The following is a 20,063-nucleotide window of genomic DNA, read 5'->3' as shown; positions in this document are numbered from 1 at the left end:
AACAAATGTTAATTGTTCAAATGTTATAAAAGTATACGGTTTATTTTCTTATTCGTTATAAACAAGCCGGTACAATCTGTGTAACCATAAAAATAAATAATTATAGTTAAAGAAATGTTAAGCAAATATAGGAATAAAAAATAAGATATTTCAAAAACAAGAGATTTGTTTTTTTGTATATTACAAAAAGATAACATAAATAATTACCGCATAAAATCAGCAAAACCGGATATTTGAAAAGCATGAAATTTTGAGTTGATTTTGTATGAAATTGATTTATATCATATTATTGACATGTTGGAGATTTGCATTTTGTGAGTTATTTTATCTGTGTGAGGACTTTGAAAAGAAGGATAATTTTATATAATAGAGTAAACATATTACGGAAATATGAAATATAAATGAAAAAAAGCAGCGAGATGCTGCTTTAGTTTATTAAAAAAATCAAAAAGTAAGTTTATTTGAATTTTAGATCGATTGTTTCATTGTTAAATGCTTGCCACTTTCTATATGATCAGTAATCTTAAAAAATGCTTAAGTTGTACTGTTTCGCCAGATCTAGAATAATATGGTATCCAGCCAAAGAATTTCCATGTTGATCCAATGCGGGGCTAAATACACCGATTCCCATTTTTCCGGGAACGCTTACGGTAATTCCACCACCTACGCCGGATTTGCTTGGTAAGCCTACCATTCGAGAATATTCACCACTGAATTCGTACATTCCGGCTGTCAGCATTTGGGATTCAATCAGCTTAGCAACGTCAGCGTTTTTATATTGGGTGTCTCCATCAAAGCGTACACATTGATTGGCAAAGAAATATCCGATTTTCGCCAGATCTTCAGCTGTAAGTTCAATAGAACATTGTTTGAAGTAGTTGTCTAATTGGTCTTCATTTCCTGAAATCAATCCACTATTTTTCATGATATAGAACATTCCACGGTTACGGTGTCCAGTAGATTTTTCAGATTCATAAACAGATTTGCTGTAATCAATGGTAGTATTTTTGGTGATGTATCGAACCATATCCAATACTTTAAGGAATGGTTTTTCGCCTTCACCGGGAATTAAAGAAGTGGTAAGGATAGCTCCTGCATTCATCATTGGATTGAGTGGCTTTCCTGTTGTTTCTAGATTGGCAAAATGGTTAAAAGGTCTGTCTGATCCGAAATATCCCATTTTATCAAAAACATTGGCTTCTCCTCTTTCATTGACGGCAACCATTAAAGCAATGATCTTGGAAATGCTCTGCATAGTGAACTTTTTGCTAATGTCACCCGTATTCAATATTTTACCGTTCTTATCTACTACTGAAAAAGCAATTGCTTTAGCGTCCATTTTACCCAATTCAGGAATATAATCTGCTACTTTACCCTGTGTGTAATAATTTCTGTTCTTTTCCAGAATGCTGCTTAAGGTTTTTTCTGAAATGGTAGAAAGGTCTGCCGTTTTCTGAGCGTACATCACTGTATTTAAGGACAAAAATCCTGCAATAAGAATTCCTTTGGCGGAAAATAAAAAGCTATTTTTTTTCATGTAAATATTTTCGAATAAAAGTTTATAATAAGCCTCGAAAAAACAAAGATAAGGTATTTCATTTTTTGTGCAAGATTGGGTGTAGGTATACTGGGAAGATGGCATGAGGGATCAGCTATTCCAAAGAAGTAGGGAAGTATTACACTTTTAATTGTGATATGAGTTGAAGTAAATGGCTCTTATATTTTTACTGTTGGGTTATGGCTGAAAATCAATTGGAATTTCAAACGCTGATTTACCTTTTTAATTCAAAATCTTTGTGGAATAATATTCCATATTGATCAAGCATATGGGTTTTGCTATTTTCTTCCTTTGCATTTCCGGTATCAATATAATAGAGAGGAAGCTTTTTGTTAATAATGTCTTCCTGATCTTTCGGGTTAAGGTTTTTAACGATCTTTATATTGCTGTTTTGATCAAAATTTCCCATCAGTGAAATTTGTTCGGAAAAATTACCTAAGTGGAAGATGGCAGGTTGATTTTCGGAACGTTTTTTAATTTCCTGTATAACCTTTTTACAATAGGCCAATTCCTGATCTTCATACTCTTCATTAATAAATACGCTACCTGTAAACTGAACTTTCTTTGCGGTTACGTGAATCAAAAATGGGGATAGGAATAATGCAAATAGTACAGGTTTCATTACTTTTTCATTCATTATGTATTGAAGAAGGATAAGGATAAAAGGAACCGATGGAATTAAATAGCCTGGTTCCAATGGGTACCTGATAAAGAATATCAGATTGGAAATAATCATCATAATGCTGAATAGGGCAAAATGATTTTTAGATACATCTTTTACCCTTTGATAGCCCTCTCTAAACAATTGGATGATTAAGCCCAGAATAATAGCAAGTATTCCTAAAGTTCCATAGATGTATATTGTACCCAGACTTAATATACTTGCAAGATTAACTTCTGAGTCTCCATAACTTTGAAGGAAATTAATGCCATATTTTAAAATAACAGGTGAAAAGAAAATACAGGTGAAAATACCAGTTAAAACGGAGAATTGTAAGATTTTTTTTATATCCTTTTCAAGGTAAATGTATGCAAGAAAAAGAAATGCCGGAAGAAAAATAATATTGTTGAACCTTGCGCTTATCATAAGTCCCAATAATAAAGTGGAAAGCCAGATCTTTTTATTGAGGAGATGATAAACGCCCGCCAGTAAAAAGAATAAAGACCAATTGTATTCCATTGCTGTTGTGCTGTTGAGGTAGATAATGGGTACAAATGGGAATACGATGGTGATAAGAAAGGAAAGTTTGATATTAAGAAAGTTCAAAATCTTAAAAAGATATATGCAGCAACCGGCTGTAAATAAAACGGATAGTAAATTGATTACCCAATAAGGATAATGATACACTAATGAATATAAAAATTCAGGTAATGGATATCCGGGAAAACGGGAAACATTATAAATATGATTTTCATAGAGTGCTTTTCCCGTATATACTTCTCTCCAGGCATCCAAATCAGTACCTAAACTATTAAAAATAAAAGGTAACCGTGACAGTAATACTATTAAAACTATCATTATTTCCTTACCATATTTTTTCATTTTACCTGCTAATTGTTTTCTGACACAAAATAAGTTCTTTTTTACTTAATAAAAGGATGATCTGAGGCTTATCTATAGATAAAATAAAGTATTTCGCCTTTTCCGGTAATCTATCCTGAGAATATATTGAGTTAAAAAACTTCTCCAATGTTGGCGAAAAAACCGTGTGAATTATTTTGACCGAAACCATAATCTATACATAGGTTGGTGTTGCTGTGTTTGTTAAGTTTGATGCGTAATCCCACTCCGTATCCAAAGAGGAGCTTTTTGTATTCATCGGAAAGATCTGCGGAGAAAGACTGAACATTTGCAAAAACAACCCCTCCCAACAATCCGTTTCTGGTAATCCCAAAACGATATTCATTTTCATAATAATACATGTTTTTTCCACGGAACCTGCTTTGTATGTATCCCCTTCCTGTGTTGTTCTGGTCATCCCAACCTGTACTGGGAAGCATAAGATAGGGTGGCGTTGTTTTACTTGTAGTTAACCAGGCGAATCCCCAAAATGCGAGAATATTTTTTGAATTAGCGGGGAAGTGAACATATTTTCTTGCGTCTATCTGAAGCGAAGCCCAATTGGACTGGCTTCCCATGAAGGTAAAGTTAGGACGGTAAGTAATGCTTAAGTATTCGCCGTTCTGAGGGTTGATCTGGTTGATTCTATTATCGTATAGAGCTTTTATTGCCAATCCTGATGCTCTCTCGGATGTTTTTAAATCCCGGGTGAGAAGGCGGTTGATTCTTGTTCCCAGTGAATCTGTGACCTTAATACTCCAAAATTGATCATAATAAATTCCTCCACCCACGTAAAAGTCTTTTAATACATTAAACATAACGGATTGATGCAATTTTATATATTTAAAATTGACTGTATAAGCTGTGTTTGAGTTTGCTTCTATTGAAATTCTTTTTCCTCCTAGTCCATATACTTCTGAGGGATAATTAAGGTATTTGAAATCACTGATAAAATTGATTTTGTTACCCTTAGTCCAGATATTAGCATAGAGAGGAAAGATCGTCTGTTTATACTGTGAATAGGTATAGCTGGTAGAAATATTAGAAATTTTCTGATCTTTGGATCTTTGCTGATAGAACCCAATATTACCACTTATAACCCCAGCAAATCCTGTTTGTAGAGTATATCCTGCAGCTGGAATCATAGACCAGTTGAATTTCTTCTCAGCACGAATGGTGTCGCCGTTATCTTTTTTATGAAAGACGTTATGAAAAATATCTACAATGTCTTTTTGAGGTATTTTAGATTCATATAGGGTATCGGATAAAATTTGGGATTGGTTGTTCTGAGCGTAGCAGAAAAAGGAAAAGAGAATAAATAGAGGGTAGGGGAGAATTCTTTTCATGGTTGTGAATTTGTAATAACAATAATACATATAAATTCTTAGGCAAAATGATCTGTAATCAGGGCGTTATATTAGATAATTCTGTTGATATTCAAATATGCTGTGATTAATAGTAATAAAGATCATTTTGGGTTTAAAATATTATTAAAAAATAAAAAATAAGATTACCTGTTGTGTTTTTGGTTAATTTTTTTCTTTAAAAAGTATATTTTAATAGTATTAAATTCTGTTTTTGTGGTATAAAAAGGTGATAATTTGACTTTTTTGTAAATTATTTTTGGGTACATTAATTGAGGTATAGTCAGTAATGATGGTGTTTTATTGATATTAAATGTTTTATAATACGATATTTTTCACTTATAAATGATTTTGTTGTTAAAATTTTCATTAATTTCCAAATGAAAATTAATACATTTTTATTAACCATGAAAAACATCACTTATCTTAGTAGGCAGCACGTCTTCAGATGGCTCCTGCTATGTTGGCTCCTGGTACCTTGGGGTCTGCAAGCTCAATCATCAACTCATGTTACCTGGGACTCTCAGGTCGGATGCCAAGTCCATCGGGGCGAAAAAGGCAATGGCGACAATTCTGTTGCTGCTGCAAGCGTCGAGACTGGTACATGTATCCGTGTCTGTGAGAATACCAATGTAACCTATACGGTCCACGGATCTAATATTTTAAATGTGCAATGGACTTCTGCGGGAGGAACTGTACAAAGTGTTTCAGGTGCTTCCAATACACAAGCTGTTATAGCTTGGGGGGCTGCTGGAGGCGGCTTTGTACATGCAGTTATTCAATTTTTTGACGGAACAACTGAGACCCAAAATATTTGCATCGAGAAAATAAACAAGCCGATTCCTAATTTTACGGTCCTTAATATGAAGGATAGAGTTTGTAAGAATACGGAGGTTCATTTTGAAAACCTTTCTCAGGCAAATGGAGGGAGTGATATTGTCAATTACTTTTGGGATTTTGGAGACGGAACAACTTCCACAGCCTTTGAACCTAATCACACGTATACTTCAGCAGCAGGACTTACTGTTAGTCTTACTGTAACCAATAAATGTGGTTGTTCAGAAACTGTTTCTCAAAAACTGGAAATTCTGGAAGCACCACCTGTACAGATCAACTGTGCCTCGGTAGTGTGTGAAGGAAGTGTTGAAAAATACAGTGTACTGAATGGATGCAAGGGAGACTGGAAAGTGATTGGCGGAACTCTTTTAAATAATTATGGAAACGAAATCGAAGTTAGATGGGATCAGGTAGATCCGGAGGATGGCTTCGGTTATGTAATGTATAAATCAGAGTGTGGATGTCCAGAGTGGACTACCGTTAAAATTCCTGTAATTTTGAAAGCCTCAAAGATTAAAGGACAGAATGTAGTATGTACTGGAAGACAATATACATATTCACTTCCACAGTGGCCAACTACAAGTTTTGACTGGGATGTAACAGGTCCTGGCGTAGGTGAACTGACTTATAATCAACAAAGAAATGAAATTCTTTTCAAAGCGACAGTGCCAGGTACTTACACATTGACAAGTAAATATTTCAATACTTTAATGTTATGTGGAGGAGAAGCAACTAAAAAGATTGTTGTAGAACAGCCGGTAACCATCTCAGGTGGAACACCTGAGATTTGTGTAGGTACAGCTCAAACGTTTACAGCTACTCCTAATGTTCCTGTTATTTGGAATGTAACTTTAGATGGTGGGGTAGTGTATACTTCGCCACAACCAATCAGTGTACCTTTTAGTTATAATTTTGCAACACCGGGTACTTATATTGTAACAGCAGTTAAAGCAGGTGGAGGCTGTGAAAGCCAGGGAATACTTGTTAATGTAGTTGCGCCACCAAAACCTCCGAGAGGACCAATTGTTGGAGATGATGTGGTATGTACGGGAAGACCTTATGTTTATTCAATCGGTTTAACTCCAGCAAATGTGATTCCGGTATGGACTGTAACAAATGGTACAATTATGGGAAGTAATGCAGGAAACTCTATAACAGTTGTATTTGATACTGGAATGCCTACATTCTCAGTGTCTGTTCGTTATAGAACAATTGGTCAGGCTGGTTGTCTTTCCACTGCTATTACAAAGAACATAAGAGCAATAGATCTTAATAAAGTATCTATTGTTCAGAATATGGGTCCTTTCTGCCCAAGCAGCACACAGAACTTCAGTGCTGTTTTAGGGAATATTGTTCCGGATTCTATGGAATGGAGTTTTGATCAACCAAATTTCGGGAGTTTTTCATCCGGACAGGGAACGGCTAATATTGTGGTAAATATTAACGAAGTTTCAGGCGGGGTATATGATACTAATCTGAATTTAAAAATTGTAAAATGTGGTCAGGTGAAGATTATTTCTATGCCGATAAAAAAGATGGCTCTTCCAGTGATAAACTTTACCAATGTTGGGAAAATTTGTCCAGGTTCAAATCTTAACTTTACAATTGATCAAGGAGGAATTACTACAGCAACAAGTGTAACGTTTACTTTTGCTAATGGCAGTCATACAGAAAACTTTAATCAGTTAGGAACTTATAATTTCCCGAATAACGGATATATTCAGAATAATACCGGAGGTAATGTTTCGCAAGTCGTTACAGTAACCATTAACGGGGCTAATTCATGTTCATACAAACCAACGGCAAGTGCTAATTTTATTATCCTTCCGGAAACAATTATTACGGTTTCACCGGTATATAATCTTCAGGTTTGTGATAGTCAGCCTTTAGCACCTTACACTCTTACCGCTAACAGTTCAACAGGGCTTACTAATATTTTAGAATGGCAATGGTATAAAGATGGTTTACCATTGAATGGATTTACTACAAATTCATATACATTGTCAGGAGTTGGACTTGCAGGAACCTATCAGGTAAGAGCTAAAGATATCAATGGATGTTATGTATACTCACAAGAGATTAAAGTAACAAATGCTTGTCCTACAGGCAATAACTGTACAACGCCACCTACGGTTTATTTTGCCGCAGAATGGACTGACTGTAACAAGATTACTGTGAATTCTTTCAGCGTAAATAATGCGCCGGATCAGATTGAGTGGGTGTCTAATAATATCCTTACTATAACTAATGGGCAAGGGACCACTTCACCTGAGTTCCAAACCAATCTTGCAGGAGCACATATTGTGAGTGTCCGCTTAAGATATGGCACTTGTTGGTATTCAAAAAGTATTGAAGTTCGAAAACATTATGAACCTAAATTTGAGATTGCTCAGACTTGTAATGGTAACGGATATAATGTAACTCTTTACAATACCTCTACGATATTCGATATTAACCCGAATGCTATTGTGTATAAATTTAGTTCACCAGGACTTCCTACACAGACAGGACAGACGGCAACTTATAATAATCTGCCACCAGGAACATATACCTTTACGATGTCAATGTTTGCACCATCGTATCTTTATCCTCCTTGTACGATTACAAAAACAATTACTTTGGCACCGACTCCTAGTACAGATTTCTTGCTTCCGGCTATTGCATGTAAAGGAGAAGCGATTAATCTTTCGCCTGTGTCATATACTTCTGGAAATACTTACACATGGTATTTTGATGGAACAGCTTTTATTACTTCACAGCCAGGTTCGGTTGTTACATTTAATACTACCGGAACAAAAACTGTAAAGCTGGAAGTTAGAACTCCACAAGGATGTGTTTATACTTCTGCTACCGTTAATATTATGGTAAAAGATGCTAATTTTACTGGAAATGTTCTTCCATTAAGTGCTGTTGCATGTGAGGGAAGTGCTCCAGTAGTATCCTTTTCGCCGATAGGTACAGCACCATCAGGTTATATTTGGATGAATGGCTCTCAGCAAGTACCTGGAGCTCCTAATTCAATGAGTTTTGTTCCTACACAATCAGGAAGCTATTGGCCAGTATTAATATCACCAGAAGGATGTAGATCTAATATCATGAGCGAAAAAGCGGTGCCTATTACGATCAAAAAACCTCCGTACGTTAGTATTTCCGGACAAACAAATATTTGTTCAGGAAGTTCAGCAATACTTAATGGTATTGTGACCGCTAATAATTTAGAGTACAGATGGAAGAAAAATGGAGCTCCAATTGGAACATTATGGTCTAATACCTTCCCAATTGTTTTCAGTACAGGAGCGCTGTCTGCAGGTACGTATACCTTTACGTTGGAAGTACGTAACCCTGGAACAACAGATTGTACTTCATCTAAAGACTTTATAGTAACGGTAAGCAATCCGCCAGCGCAACCAACAATAACATATACTCAAATAGAATGTACTCCGTATAAGGTGAAATTAACAGCATCTGGACCGGCTAATGGAGAATACAACTGGAGTAATGGAATGACAGGACAAAGCATTGTTGTAGGAGAAGGAGGCGTATATAAAGTGATATATACAGCTCCGACTGGATGTAAAACAGATAATGAAATAGCTGTACCATTAAGCATTGAAAGCCTTATGTGGGTGTTCCCTACAGGTTGTTATGATTACTGTAGAGATAAACAACGTTATGTACTGGGACCAAAAGGTACTTTCGATTATCATCAATGGGAACTATTTGGAACATCGCTTCAAAATGGAACCAATGATATCATTTATCCGTTCTATTATGTAAGCAGTGCAGGAACTTATAGACTGAAAATTGAACAGAACATGCCATCAGGGCAAAAATGTGAATTCTATTCAGGACCATTGAACTATTACCCAGGCAAAGACTGTGGAGTAGAAACCCAGTGTGACGTTGACGTTAAGATCGAAGCCTTCAAGTGGGATGGAGATCATTATAATGTTCATGGAATGATATACAATAACGGTGGAATGCCGATAATGCTTAACATTTCAAGTCTTAATGGATATGGAACTTATTTCCCATCTATGATTACCATTCCGGCAGGAGGTACTTATGATATGAATAGCAATCCATTGATGTTCTATCCAAATGCAAACTTCCCTGGAGGAACTGATGCTATCCTATTCATGGGTCAGGAAGACTGTAAATTTGTTGCTGAGCCACAGATTATAGGTAAACCTAGTATTGCCAATGCAGGAAAACCAAGTCTTACGACAGCGTCTTCTCTGAAGTTGATGCCAAATCCAGCAAAGGATATCGTGAAGGTTTCATATAATACCGGTAATGAGAAATTGCCGGCAACACAGATCAAAGTTTTTGATACTATGGGGAATGTTAAATTCCATAAAGAACTGAAGTCATCTTCAGGAGAAGTGAATGTAGATGTCTCTAACTGGTTGCAGAGTACGTATATCGTTATTGTGCAGGCAGGAGAAAAATCATTGCAAAGCAAATTGATTAAAAATTAATCCATACTTCATTTTAATAAGCAGTGTTCTCGGAAGAGAACACTGTTTTTTTTATAATTAAAGGAGAACTTTTGTCTCCATAATGATAATGGCCGGTTTTAATTTTTACAAACAAGATCAATTAGTATGTCTCTTCACTATATACCTGTTTTCCAAGATAGAAAAGTTCATGTTTCTTGAGAGTCACATTATCCTCAAAAATATCATGAACAAAGCGAACCAATTCATTTACCTTTTCTCTTTGGGTAATTCTTATCCGGGATTCAAAATTAGAAGTAAACCCACTCTTAGTGTAGTTTAATGATCCGAGATAGGCTACTTTTCTATCGATTATATAAATTTTTGAATGCAGGAACTTGTTGTCATAACGATTGTTTCGGACATACTTGAAATTTAATTTCTCGGAGTAATGGTAAGTGTAGATCTCCATTTTTCCTATTTCGGTTTTCTTTTCCCAGCATCTGAAGAATCCGTATAGAGAGGCAACTGCAACTATAAGAGCAATGACATTATTAGAATTGGTAAGGTCATCAACGAGATGTATTCCGAAATAAATGAGCGAAAAGACTCCCAGGCAGAAAAGTCCAATAGAGGATAAAAAGAATAGGCTCTTCAGACTTTCCCTTTTCTCTTTTTTCTTGACATCTGTCACCCGGTTCTGATGGATAAGTTTTCGTAATATATTTCCATATTGTTCCGGTCGGAGATCACTGAATGCCAGCCTCACGTTGATATTTCTGTTCTTCAGCATAAGAAGATCATCCAATTTTACTTCATCAATATAAGGGGAAACGATAAGAACTTCTGCTTTTGCATTCAGGATGTCTTTATTCAATTGATTGCCTGCATTTTGCCCGACAAATACTTCAACACCTTCACTGTTTTCAGTATCAATTTTAAAATAATATTTTTTGTTTTCCTTATAATACACGTTTGTTGTTCTTAAGTTATATTGAAAGTATGTTTTCTGGGGTTGTTTTTTAACAAGATCAGCGCTAAGCCTGATTTTAATACTTTGAGCCGCCAAATTTACGTTTCTTTTTATTGTTTGCTTTATGGGAAAGCATAAAAAAATGATATCTTTTTAGCATCAGTCCTGATATTTCTAAATGTAAGCACTCTAATTATCATTATCTGATACCGCGTTGGGACACTTAAGTATATCATACCCAATAAATACTTTAAATAAGAAATTAAACGGATTACATAAAAACTGGAATAAGGTAAATAATTTATTTTTTTGAAAGAATTTATAGGTGTTGCTTTGTCAAAAAAAGAACATGAAACAATTTTTATTTTACGTATTAACGATAACTATATTATTTATAACAATGGGAAACTTAAAAGCACAGAACAAAACATTTGATAACGATGTAAAAACAATTGATGCTATAATGAAGGCCAGTTACGAGGTGGTTTCTGGTGAAAAAGGAGCGAAAAGACAATGGGAAAGAGATCACTATTTGCATCATCCCAAAGCGGTGTATTCTTATTTTGACAAAGTAAAACAAGAGCAGGTAACTTTGACATTACAAGAGTTTCATCAGGCAACGGATGATATGGTTTTTAACACTGCCTTTTATGAGAACGAAATTAATAGAGAAGTCAGAATTTTTGGCAATATCGCCCAGGTTTGGAGTACTTATGAGACCAGATTGGACAAAAATGGTAAAGTGGCAAGGAGAGGAATTAACAGCATTCAACTCATCTTTGAAAAAAATCGATGGTATATTATTTCCTGGATATTCAGTGGGGAAACCGACCAAAATTTAATCCCGAAAACATTCGATAGAAATTAATAAAAGAGCGGGTCTCAAAAGTCAAACGATTTGATTTTTGAGACAGCTTTTTTTACCATGGTGATTAAAAATAATATTTGATTTGGAAAATTTAGAGTGCTTTATTTCCTAACTCATAATTAATAAAAGGAAAAATAATCTTAGCAGTTTCTTCCAGCCTATTTCTTATTTTTGCAGAGACTAAGCAACTAAATTGTTTCTTCCAACATATGAACGATGTATTTTCTGACAACCATCAAATAGAAGTAGTTTCTACATTTTCTGAACTTATAAATACTCATTTTCAGGGAAAGATTAATGCGATGTGCTGGTATAGGAATTTAGACGGTGATTTTAAAGAAATTGTTTCTAAACTTCTATTGAAAGAGAATATTACTGAAATTTCTGAGGGAGATCTTTTAGCATTGAAGTTATCGGAAAAAGGAAACATCGCCAGAAAAATAATCCTCAATGATTTAGAGTTATTAGCTGATTACGGAGCACTGCCTTCCCTTAATCTGCTTAAAAATTACGAGCGGGACGAGGAGTTTGATTTTATTTCAACGGATGTCTATTCGTATCATGTGGATCGTTCACCTATTGGAACAGATACTTTTTTATGTACTTATTATGGTGCAGCAAGTGATATTTTACCCAATGAACAAGCTCTACAAAAAATTCAGGTTCCTGAAATCCGGGAAAAACTCAAAGAATTATATGATGGGCCGGAAGAAGAATTTGAAAGCTTTCTAAAAGATTGTTTTTTCGATCTGCACTATCAGGCTCAACCTAATGCACAACCTACAAATCTTGGAATAGGACATCTCTGGCGGTTGGCAGTAGATCATCCTGCACAAAAAGTGTTACCTTGTGTGCATAGGGCTCCCATTGAAAATGAAGGTGAATATCGTTTGCTTTTGATCTGTTAAATCACTTTCATAAGATAATACTGTTTTATTGTAGTTGGGATTTCTCATTCAAAAATAGTACCTTTAAAATAAATTTTCCTGTATTTACGGTCTGTTGGCTTGTAAATTGATACTACAAACTGTATTGAATTTTGATGACTAATGACTAGATCAATTGTAACTTTAATTTTCTTTTTAAGTGGTTTTTTATTTTTAAGTGCCCAGGAAAAGAAAGATTCACTTTATTACAAAATAGAAGAATTTTCGGATAAAAGAAAAGTCACTAAATTTCTTCATCGTTTCATATTTCGTAGAGAGGCAGATTCTACTTCTGTTAAATCCCGAACCGAAAAACTTCCACAGGAAGCCTACAATAAAAGATATATCCGAAACATCAGGATCGAAACCATTGACCCTTTTGGATATGATTCTAAAGATCAGAAAGAGAAATTGAAATGGTATGATTGGTTTACAGACCACCTTCATTCCACAACAAGAACTTCTACAGTTAATAATTATTTGCTTTTTAAAGAAGGGGAAGAGTATAATGCCCAGAAGCTGTATGAATCTGAACGTTTGTTGAGAACAATGCCTTTTATCAACAGAGTGAATATCAGTGTTGCAGATGACAGTTCCAACAAAGATTCTATTGATGTGGTGGTAAAAGTTCTTGATTCCTGGAGCCTAAAACCAAGGCTCAGCTATTCCGGAAGTAAAATTGGTCTTGGAGTTACCGAAGAAAATGTATTGGGACTAGGTCATACCTTCGATTTCCTTTACAGAAATGATTCTAAAGAAAAACAGGATTATGTATTAGGAAGCTATACGGCCTATAACCTTTTTGGGTCTTATGTCAATGCTCAAATCCTCGGAGAACGGGATTTTTTGAGAAATGAAAGAATCAATTTCAATGTCAGAAGAGATTTTTTCTCCCCTCTAACAAAATGGGCAGGTGGTTTCACTTTTGAATATTTTATGCGGAATGTTTTACTTCCCATAGAAACGGATACTGCATTTCCGGAAGTTCAGATCAAAGTATACAGCCAGGATTTATGGGGAGGTTATCAGATCCCGGTGTCATCAGATCCTAGTGAAAAAGTTAGCAGTAATATTGCTGTTATAGGAAGATTCCAGAACTATCAGTATAAAGACAGCCCGGGAATCGATCGGTATAAATATTTCAGCTCTTACAACAGTTTTTTGATGTCTGTGGGGCTTATTAACAGACGGTTTTCCGTGCAGAAGAATATTTTTCAATACGATTTACCGGAAGATATCGCTTATGGGAATTCTGTGAACATTATTGCAGGTGGTTTATCCAGAAATAAAGAAGTAAATCCTTATGTAGGAGTTTCTGCATCTTACGGCAGCTTTACAAAGCTGGGATATTTTACCTTGAAAGCACAGTTTGGAAGATTTTTTAATGAAGACAGCCAAAACAGAGAGTCTTTCCGTATAGACGGAACGTATTTTACGAATCTTATGAACTGGAAATTTGCGAAAGTAAGACACTTCTTTTCTCCAACTTTAGCTTTAGGAAATCCACAACATAATTATTCTTATAAAGATAGAATCAATCTCACTTCACCAGATGAATTTCCTGTTTATAATGCTGATTACATTGGAACTAAAAAAATGGTCTTAAGGTATCAGCTTCAGATGTTTATAGATAAAACCTGGAAGAATTTTCACTTCAGCCCCTATTTAACGATGGCTGTAGGCTGGCTGGGAATGCCTAATGAAAAACTGTTCAATACCCGTACGAATACTAAAATAGGAGTGGGAGTTTTGATTAATAATCCTTTTTTGGTGTTCAACAGGATTCAGATTTCCTTTACCTATTATCCTCGTGTTCCATTTGATAATAACTCTGTTTTTGATTTTAACAGCAACCGAAATAATCTTCTCCCAATGAACAGTTTTGCAACGGAGGTGCCTCATTTTGTGAATTTTGGGAATTGATGAGAAGGCTAAATATGTATTTTTCTAATATTGAATGAGTTGTCTCAAACGGGGTTTCACAACGATTTTATTATTTTCATCAATCCCTTATTCAGACGTATATCTATAGTAAAAAGGTTTTGTTTATTTAGAGGCTAAATTCGTCTGTAAAAACAAAAAAAATAATGAGAAAATTTTACAAACCTTGCTTTTGAAATGCTCGGGGACACATTGGCTTTAATAGAACCGAATGATGACTTAAATAAGTCCCCTTTATATATATGGTATGGGATTTCAGATTTCTTTGTATGCGGATGATAAAAAAGATGCACAAATATTCCATTCTTAATCTGAATAAAGCAAAATTATCCGGTAAAAAAATAGATTGAGAATCGCTCATATTGCAAAAGGTGATGTTGTGCCATGATACATTTGAATTTTTCGACTAAAAAAAATTGCAGTCTATACCCATTCTTCCATCCGAACTATTGAAAATAGAAAATATCGAATTCGTAAAAAATTCAACTTAGATTCTTCAGTTGATTTAAATACATTTTTAATATATATCTATTAGAGTTATCTAATAGGTTATACTTTGTTTTGTTTTTATTTATTTGATAATCAATCTGTTGTATAAGTGTTTTAATTAAAGAGTAGAAATAGAGTAGGCTGATTTTAGGTGCTATTTTCGCTTGAGGATATATTTGTCACATAAATTTTAATCAAAATATATCTACAATGAAACGAATGATTGTCCTTTTGATTGGGTTGTACTTCTTCGGTTTGACCTTTGATCAAGTGGGAGGGAATACGGTACAACTTGATCGCTTAGCTAATTTAGATGCCAGAAGTATCTTTTCTGCGATACGAGGGACTTCTAAATGGCAATACATCAGTGAAAACTCCGGAAAATACAGTTATTTCATATTCAAAACATTTTCATAATGCTATATAAACAAATACATATTGGCGAATGCATAGAGGAGAAAGTAAAACAGGAGAATATTGAGATGGATCGCCTTATGCGTTTCCTTGATGTCTCAGAAGAAGAAATATTAAAAATGTACAAAGAACCAGAAATTACCACCTATATGCTGCTGAAATGGTCAAAAGTTCTTGAATATGATTTCTTCAGAATTTATTCTCAACATTTAATTCTCTATGCGCCACCTAAATGCCGTGATTCTGAACATAAAATAAAGCATTCATCTTTGCTTCCCGTATTCAGGAAAAATATATATACTAAAGAGATTATAGAATTTATGATTGAAATGGTCAATGATGGTAAAAAAACAAGAGCTCAGATAATAGAAGAGTATAAAATCCCTAAAACAACACTTTATAAATGGCTTGAGAAATATAATAAACAAACACTAATGCCAGAACAAAAGGATGAAAATTTTAATTGACAGGACTTTTAAAAATGAAAAGAGTAGACCCAATTTTAAAAGGATCTATGAAGATCTCATTCATTTTAAATATCCGGATAAAAGAAAAGAGCTTTGTGAAATATTAGACAAAGAAAAGCTTACAGATTACGACTTGATACGGTTGAATATTAATTTATTTGGTGATCAGCAACATAATCAAAAGCTAAAAGCTTATGATAAAGAAACCATTATCAGGATGTTGAACTATCAGAAAAAGAACAGACTGAGTAATACTCAATTGGCAATCCACTTTAACCTCAGTAGAAATACGGTAGCTAAATGGAAAAAAAGCTTCCAATGACTAATCCTGAAAATCCGGTATAGGTTAAACACAAAATTAAATATTATTTTGATAAGAAAGAGTTCTGTATTAGAGCTCTTTCATTTTGAATAGTATCTAATTATTTTTTTATTTTTAATGATTGGCCAAATATTCACGGTCAGGATAGGCTTTCATTTGTAAAAGATCTGAAGATTAAAAAGCAAATGCAAAACAGCATAGAATATTTAAATAAAAGCCCAGAGATCGCAGATTCTATAAAGAAAAAGACAGTTTTTATAACTTTTGATTTTGATGACATAGATGGCATAGGCATCGAGGGGTTTGGTATAAATTATTCCACTCACATTCCAATGCTCTTTTCCAAAATAGATAATAATGGACAATTGACTACTTCCAGAGAGAATAATATATTATATTACAATTATTCAAAAAATATTGTCTTTGTTCTTTTTAAAGGTTTTAAATACTTTGATTTGAATACAATGGCAAAGATGTCTAATGATATTCAAATAAAAAAGGAAATCTCACATTAAATGAGTATTTCACTTTTAAAGAAAGTCAAGATTTGCAATTAGGCAACGTGGAAAATTCTATTTCATTTAATCATCTTAACGATAGCTTTGTCCCCGTTCGTTTGAATACATTTGATTTGAAAACTTTTATGGAAGTTTGATATGGAATTGAGGTAACAGAAACTACGGTCAGCCAAAATTGAGATCTGTTAAAACAGAATAAAGATGAATCGCAATACAATCTTCATTCGCATCCTCAATTACTTTTTAATTAAAGCTGCAGATTAGTATGCAAACATTTTTATTTTTATTAATTTGCAATCAAATTATCTAACAAAAATAAGTCTAGAATGATAAAAAGGCTATCTCTTTTGAGACAGCCTCTTTAATTTTATAATAAACTTTTATGTTCTAAATTCTAATAGAAGAATAACGATAAAGTTACTGATGAGATTGCTTCTTCTTTCGACTCGCAATGACAATTATTTCCCTATACTTAAGTTATATATTTCCGGAGAATTAACCAAATATCACTTCATCAAATTCTTTCTAAATGATGAAATTTTTAAAGAGACTCAATGTAAAAAACCTTAGGGAACTTATAATAAAGTTATCCAATGACATGGTTTGAGTTATACACTGACCATACTCAACACTAATTATTTATTTTTTGCTATTCTAAATCCAAATCCGTCATTGCGAGTGTTACGGGGAGATTGGTATCTAACTTCTGGCATATGAATTCCATATTCTAATGGCTTACCATCTGAACTTTGTGATTCGTAGAACCAGCTTGCGCCTTTTGATATTTTATAAGCTCCGTCTTTAGGTCCTCTTGGATTTTTCTTACTTACTAAACCATCCTTTTCAGGATTGTACCAATCAAAAACCCATTCACTAACATTGCCAGTCATATCATGTATTCCAAGCTCATTAGGTTTAAGAAGTCCGACTTTATGAAAAATACTATCAGAATTTTCTTTTACCCATCCAACCTCAATTGGGTTATTGCTTCCACTATATCTGTAACCTTTTGTTTGCTTTCCACCTTTGGCTGCATATTCCCACTCTGCCTCAGTTGGCAATCTTCCACCAGCCCACTTTGCAAAACTACTTGCTTCATCCCAAGTTGCGAGCATAGGATTTTCGTCTATCCATTTATAATACACTTTTTGTCCATACGCACTTTCAATTGGAGGAGACGGCATTTCTCTACCGGTCTCTTCGCAAAATTCTTTAAACTGCTTAACCGTTATTTCAAATTTACTAATGTAAAAACCATCAAGCTCAACTACACGATTGGGGCTTGTAAAATTGTGTATTGTGTCACCTTTGGGACTGATAATTATCTGATTTTTTCCTTCTTCGAAATGACCACCTTCTACATAAATCCAATCAATTTTGTTTTTATGCTTTTCACATGAAATGAGAATTAGAGCCCCTAGAAGAATTGCAAATTTATTTTTTATCATTACTGGTTTATGTATTCTACTTCCCAATACAAAACTTAGAAAAAATATTCCCTAACACTTCATCATTGGTGACTTCACCTGAAATCTCACCGAGGTGCTCCAATGCATTTCTCAGCTCATAAGCCAATAATTCTGTAGAAATTTTAAAAGAAATAGCTTCTTTTACTTTGTTTACGGCATCCAAAGATTTTTGTAAAGCTTCGAAATGACGTTGGTTAGTGATAACCACATTATTCTCCTGAGATTTTAGCTGTTCAACGTAAGAAGATAATTCATTTTTAAGATCCTGGATGTTTTGATTCTCAACAGCAGATATTTTGATGAAATCAAGTTCATGAGAAATAGCATTTCTGAAGACATCTTCTACCGTTTCATATTTGGTAGGAGTAACCTCGTCAATTTTTGTGGCACAAATGATTAATTTCAGATCTTCTCTTAATAATGACTGGATCATTTCAATATCTTCTGAGAAATCTTCAGTAGCAGCATCAGCCAGATACACTAAAATATTAGCATTTTCTACCTTTTCCTTCGCTTTTTTTACTCCAATGGCTTCAATTTCATCTACCGTTTCACGCAGTCCGGCAGTATCAATCAAACGGAAAGCATGGCCTTTAATGTGAAGAACCTCTTCAATGGTATCTCTTGTGGTTCCGGCAATATTACTTACAATAGCTCTCTCTTCTTTCAGTAAAGCATTGAGTAAGGTAGATTTCCCTGCATTAGGCTTACCGATAATCGCAACAGCAGTACCGTTTTTAATAGCGTTTCCATATTGGAAGCTCTCAATAAGAGAATTTAATTTAAGGTCAATTTTATCTAATAGTCCGCTTAAAGCAGTTCTGTCAGCAAATTCTACATCTTCTTCTGCAAAGTCAAGCTCCAATTCTATAAGGGAAACAAAATTCAGAAGGTCAGTTCTTAATAACGATATTTCATTGGTGATTCCACCTTTTAATTGATTGATAGCTACCTTTCTGGAGGCTTCATTTTCAGAGGCAATTACATCAGCAATGGCTTCTGCCTGGGAGAGATCAATTCTTCCATTGATAAAAGCTCGAAGTGTAAATTCTCCTGCTTTAGCCATTCTCGCTCCATTTTTAATAAGCGTTTCAAGAATACGTTTTCCGATATGGGGTGAACCATGGAAAGCAATTTCTACAGAATTTTCTGTAGTGAAACTTTTCGGTGCCAGGAAAATGGAAAGCATAATTTCATCAATAGCTTCTTCACCGTCCATAAAATACCCGTAGTGGATTGTATGAGACTTCTGTTTCTCCAGCTTTTTTGCAGGGAAACTTTTTTGAACGATGGGTAAAACATCATTTCCGGAAACTCTGATAATGCCTAGAGCGCCTATTCCATTAGCAGTAGCCAGTGCGCAAATAGTATCGTTATTCATGGGGCAAATTTACGCTTTTTAATGCAAATTTTACAGAGGTGATAATTTGGATTGTCTATACTTCTTATCTGGCTCTGCATTTCAATAATATTTGAATGGTAAAAATTAATTTTAAATAGAAAAGCGATTAAACTACATCAATATTTTCAGATTACTGGATGAAAATAAGGCGTCTGTTCATCCAAACAGGCCTGTTCCAATAGATAAATTTTATTATATCATCGATTACAATCTTTAGGCACGGAAACCACGAATTATTTCGGAATACAAAGGATTTTTGGAGGATTTATAGGCTAAGTGGAGAAAGTATTGTGTGAATCATAGAATGTTGATACATATTGATTTATGTTTTTATTAATTTGCTTTTTTTGAGATCAAAAACCAATACATATGTTTGATAATATTGAATTTTTAAATAATATGTAAAGATTTCTTAAATATATGTAGTTTTGACTTATATAGAAGGTTGTTTATCAGTAAGTTGTTTTTTGTTTCAAAATAGAATGTTATAAAAAAATCTTTTTGATGAAAATAAA

Annotated in this window: 14 protein-coding genes; 8 read left to right on the top strand and 6 right to left on the bottom strand. The window is 34.2% G+C overall.

Annotated elements, in window-relative coordinates; translation table 11 throughout:
* Positions 1-523: 523 nt before the first annotated feature.
* From glsA to EL260_RS18455, 3 genes are all read right to left on the bottom strand, one after another.
* Positions 524-1,537 carry a glutaminase A gene (glsA, locus tag EL260_RS18465; RefSeq protein WP_123856897.1) on the bottom strand — a complete coding sequence of 338 codons (1,014 nt, stop codon included), beginning with the start codon at positions 1,535-1,537 and terminating at the stop codon, positions 524-526.
* Positions 1,538-1,772: 235 nt separating this feature from the next.
* The gene (locus tag EL260_RS18460; protein ID WP_123856895.1) at positions 1,773-3,077 is read right to left on the bottom strand and encodes an ArnT family glycosyltransferase; all 1,305 of its coding nucleotides are present in this window, start codon (positions 3,075-3,077) and stop codon (positions 1,773-1,775) included.
* Positions 3,078-3,232: 155 nt separating this feature from the next.
* Positions 3,233-4,465, bottom strand: coding sequence for a BamA/TamA family outer membrane protein (locus EL260_RS18455; RefSeq protein ID WP_164466550.1), 1,233 nt, complete (start codon positions 4,463-4,465; stop codon positions 3,233-3,235).
* Between the two features lie 425 nt (positions 4,466-4,890).
* Between EL260_RS18455 and EL260_RS18450 the strand changes: the two genes are divergently transcribed.
* Positions 4,891-9,801, top strand: a complete 4,911-nt coding sequence (locus EL260_RS18450; RefSeq protein ID WP_167469965.1) for a PKD domain-containing protein — start codon at positions 4,891-4,893, stop codon at positions 9,799-9,801.
* A gap of 121 nt (positions 9,802-9,922) precedes the next feature.
* Here EL260_RS18450 and EL260_RS18445 read toward each other — a convergent pair whose 3' ends face one another.
* Entirely contained in the window at positions 9,923-10,828 is a 906-nt protein-coding gene (locus EL260_RS18445; protein WP_164466549.1) for a phospholipase D-like domain-containing protein, read from the bottom strand.
* Between the two features lie 304 nt (positions 10,829-11,132).
* Between EL260_RS18445 and EL260_RS18440 the strand changes: the two genes are divergently transcribed.
* The 7 genes from EL260_RS18440 to EL260_RS18410 all read left to right on the top strand — a co-directional run bounded on the left by EL260_RS18440 (position 11,133) and on the right by EL260_RS18410 (position 16,674).
* Complete coding sequence (locus EL260_RS18440) at positions 11,133-11,600, top strand: hypothetical protein (RefSeq protein ID WP_123856887.1); 468 nt, start codon at positions 11,133-11,135, stop codon at positions 11,598-11,600.
* A 209-nt stretch (positions 11,601-11,809) separates the two neighbouring features.
* Positions 11,810-12,508 (top strand): DUF1826 domain-containing protein, encoded by a 699-nt coding sequence (locus tag EL260_RS18435; protein WP_123856885.1) that lies wholly within the window; start codon positions 11,810-11,812, stop codon positions 12,506-12,508.
* A gap of 141 nt (positions 12,509-12,649) precedes the next feature.
* Positions 12,650-14,449 carry a BamA/TamA family outer membrane protein gene (locus tag EL260_RS18430; RefSeq protein WP_123856883.1) on the top strand — a complete coding sequence of 600 codons (1,800 nt, stop codon included), beginning with the start codon at positions 12,650-12,652 and terminating at the stop codon, positions 14,447-14,449.
* 717 nt (positions 14,450-15,166) lie between these two features.
* On the top strand, positions 15,167-15,373 hold the full coding sequence (locus EL260_RS18425) for a hypothetical protein (RefSeq protein ID WP_123856882.1): 207 nt from the start codon (positions 15,167-15,169) through the stop codon (positions 15,371-15,373).
* Positions 15,373-15,837 carry a helix-turn-helix domain-containing protein gene (locus EL260_RS18420; RefSeq protein ID WP_123856880.1) on the top strand — a complete coding sequence of 155 codons (465 nt, stop codon included), beginning with the start codon at positions 15,373-15,375 and terminating at the stop codon, positions 15,835-15,837. Before EL260_RS18425 ends, EL260_RS18420 begins: the two co-directional genes overlap by 1 nt.
* Positions 15,821-16,159 carry a helix-turn-helix domain-containing protein gene (locus EL260_RS18415; protein WP_123856879.1) on the top strand — a complete coding sequence of 113 codons (339 nt, stop codon included), beginning with the start codon at positions 15,821-15,823 and terminating at the stop codon, positions 16,157-16,159. The genes EL260_RS18420 and EL260_RS18415 overlap by 17 nt, the downstream gene beginning before the upstream one ends.
* A gap of 185 nt (positions 16,160-16,344) precedes the next feature.
* Entirely contained in the window at positions 16,345-16,674 is a 330-nt protein-coding gene (locus tag EL260_RS18410; RefSeq protein ID WP_123856877.1) for a hypothetical protein, read from the top strand.
* Between the two features lie 638 nt (positions 16,675-17,312).
* On the opposite strand, the gene EL260_RS18405 is transcribed toward EL260_RS18410, so the two are convergent.
* Both EL260_RS18405 and mnmE read right to left on the bottom strand, forming a co-directional pair.
* Positions 17,313-18,125 carry a formylglycine-generating enzyme family protein gene (locus EL260_RS18405; protein ID WP_123856875.1) on the bottom strand — a complete coding sequence of 271 codons (813 nt, stop codon included), beginning with the start codon at positions 18,123-18,125 and terminating at the stop codon, positions 17,313-17,315.
* 16 nt (positions 18,126-18,141) lie between these two features.
* Entirely contained in the window at positions 18,142-19,527 is a 1,386-nt protein-coding gene (gene mnmE / locus EL260_RS18400; RefSeq protein ID WP_123856873.1) for a tRNA uridine-5-carboxymethylaminomethyl(34) synthesis GTPase MnmE, read from the bottom strand.
* Positions 19,528-20,063: the final 536 nt, after the last annotated feature.

Origin of the sequence: Chryseobacterium nakagawai (assembly GCF_900637665.1) — a bacterium.
In the GTDB taxonomy this organism is placed as follows: Bacteria; Bacteroidota; Bacteroidia; order Flavobacteriales; family Weeksellaceae; genus Chryseobacterium; species Chryseobacterium nakagawai.
This window is presented reverse-complemented; position numbering and strand designations above follow the sequence as displayed.

Coding starts and splice junctions, on each gene's coding strand:
- EL260_RS18450 (WP_167469965.1), top strand. CDS start 4,891: ATGAAAAACATCACTTATCTTAGTAGGCAGCACGTCTTCAGATGGCTC.
- EL260_RS18455 (WP_164466550.1), bottom strand. CDS start 4,465: ATGAAAAGAATTCTCCCCTACCCTCTATTTATTCTCTTTTCCTTTTTC.
- EL260_RS18405 (WP_123856875.1), bottom strand. CDS start 18,125: ATGATAAAAAATAAATTTGCAATTCTTCTAGGGGCTCTAATTCTCATT.
- EL260_RS18415 (WP_123856879.1), top strand. CDS start 15,821: ATGAAAATTTTAATTGACAGGACTTTTAAAAATGAAAAGAGTAGACCC.
- EL260_RS18430 (WP_123856883.1), top strand. CDS start 12,650: ATGACTAGATCAATTGTAACTTTAATTTTCTTTTTAAGTGGTTTTTTA.
- glsA (WP_123856897.1), bottom strand. CDS start 1,537: ATGAAAAAAAATAGCTTTTTATTTTCCGCCAAAGGAATTCTTATTGCA.
- EL260_RS18425 (WP_123856882.1), top strand. CDS start 15,167: ATGAAACGAATGATTGTCCTTTTGATTGGGTTGTACTTCTTCGGTTTG.
- EL260_RS18410 (WP_123856877.1), top strand. CDS start 16,345: ATGCAAAACAGCATAGAATATTTAAATAAAAGCCCAGAGATCGCAGAT.
- EL260_RS18435 (WP_123856885.1), top strand. CDS start 11,810: ATGAACGATGTATTTTCTGACAACCATCAAATAGAAGTAGTTTCTACA.
- EL260_RS18420 (WP_123856880.1), top strand. CDS start 15,373: ATGCTATATAAACAAATACATATTGGCGAATGCATAGAGGAGAAAGTA.
- EL260_RS18440 (WP_123856887.1), top strand. CDS start 11,133: ATGGGAAACTTAAAAGCACAGAACAAAACATTTGATAACGATGTAAAA.
- EL260_RS18460 (WP_123856895.1), bottom strand. CDS start 3,077: ATGATAGTTTTAATAGTATTACTGTCACGGTTACCTTTTATTTTTAAT.
- mnmE (WP_123856873.1), bottom strand. CDS start 19,527: ATGAATAACGATACTATTTGCGCACTGGCTACTGCTAATGGAATAGGC.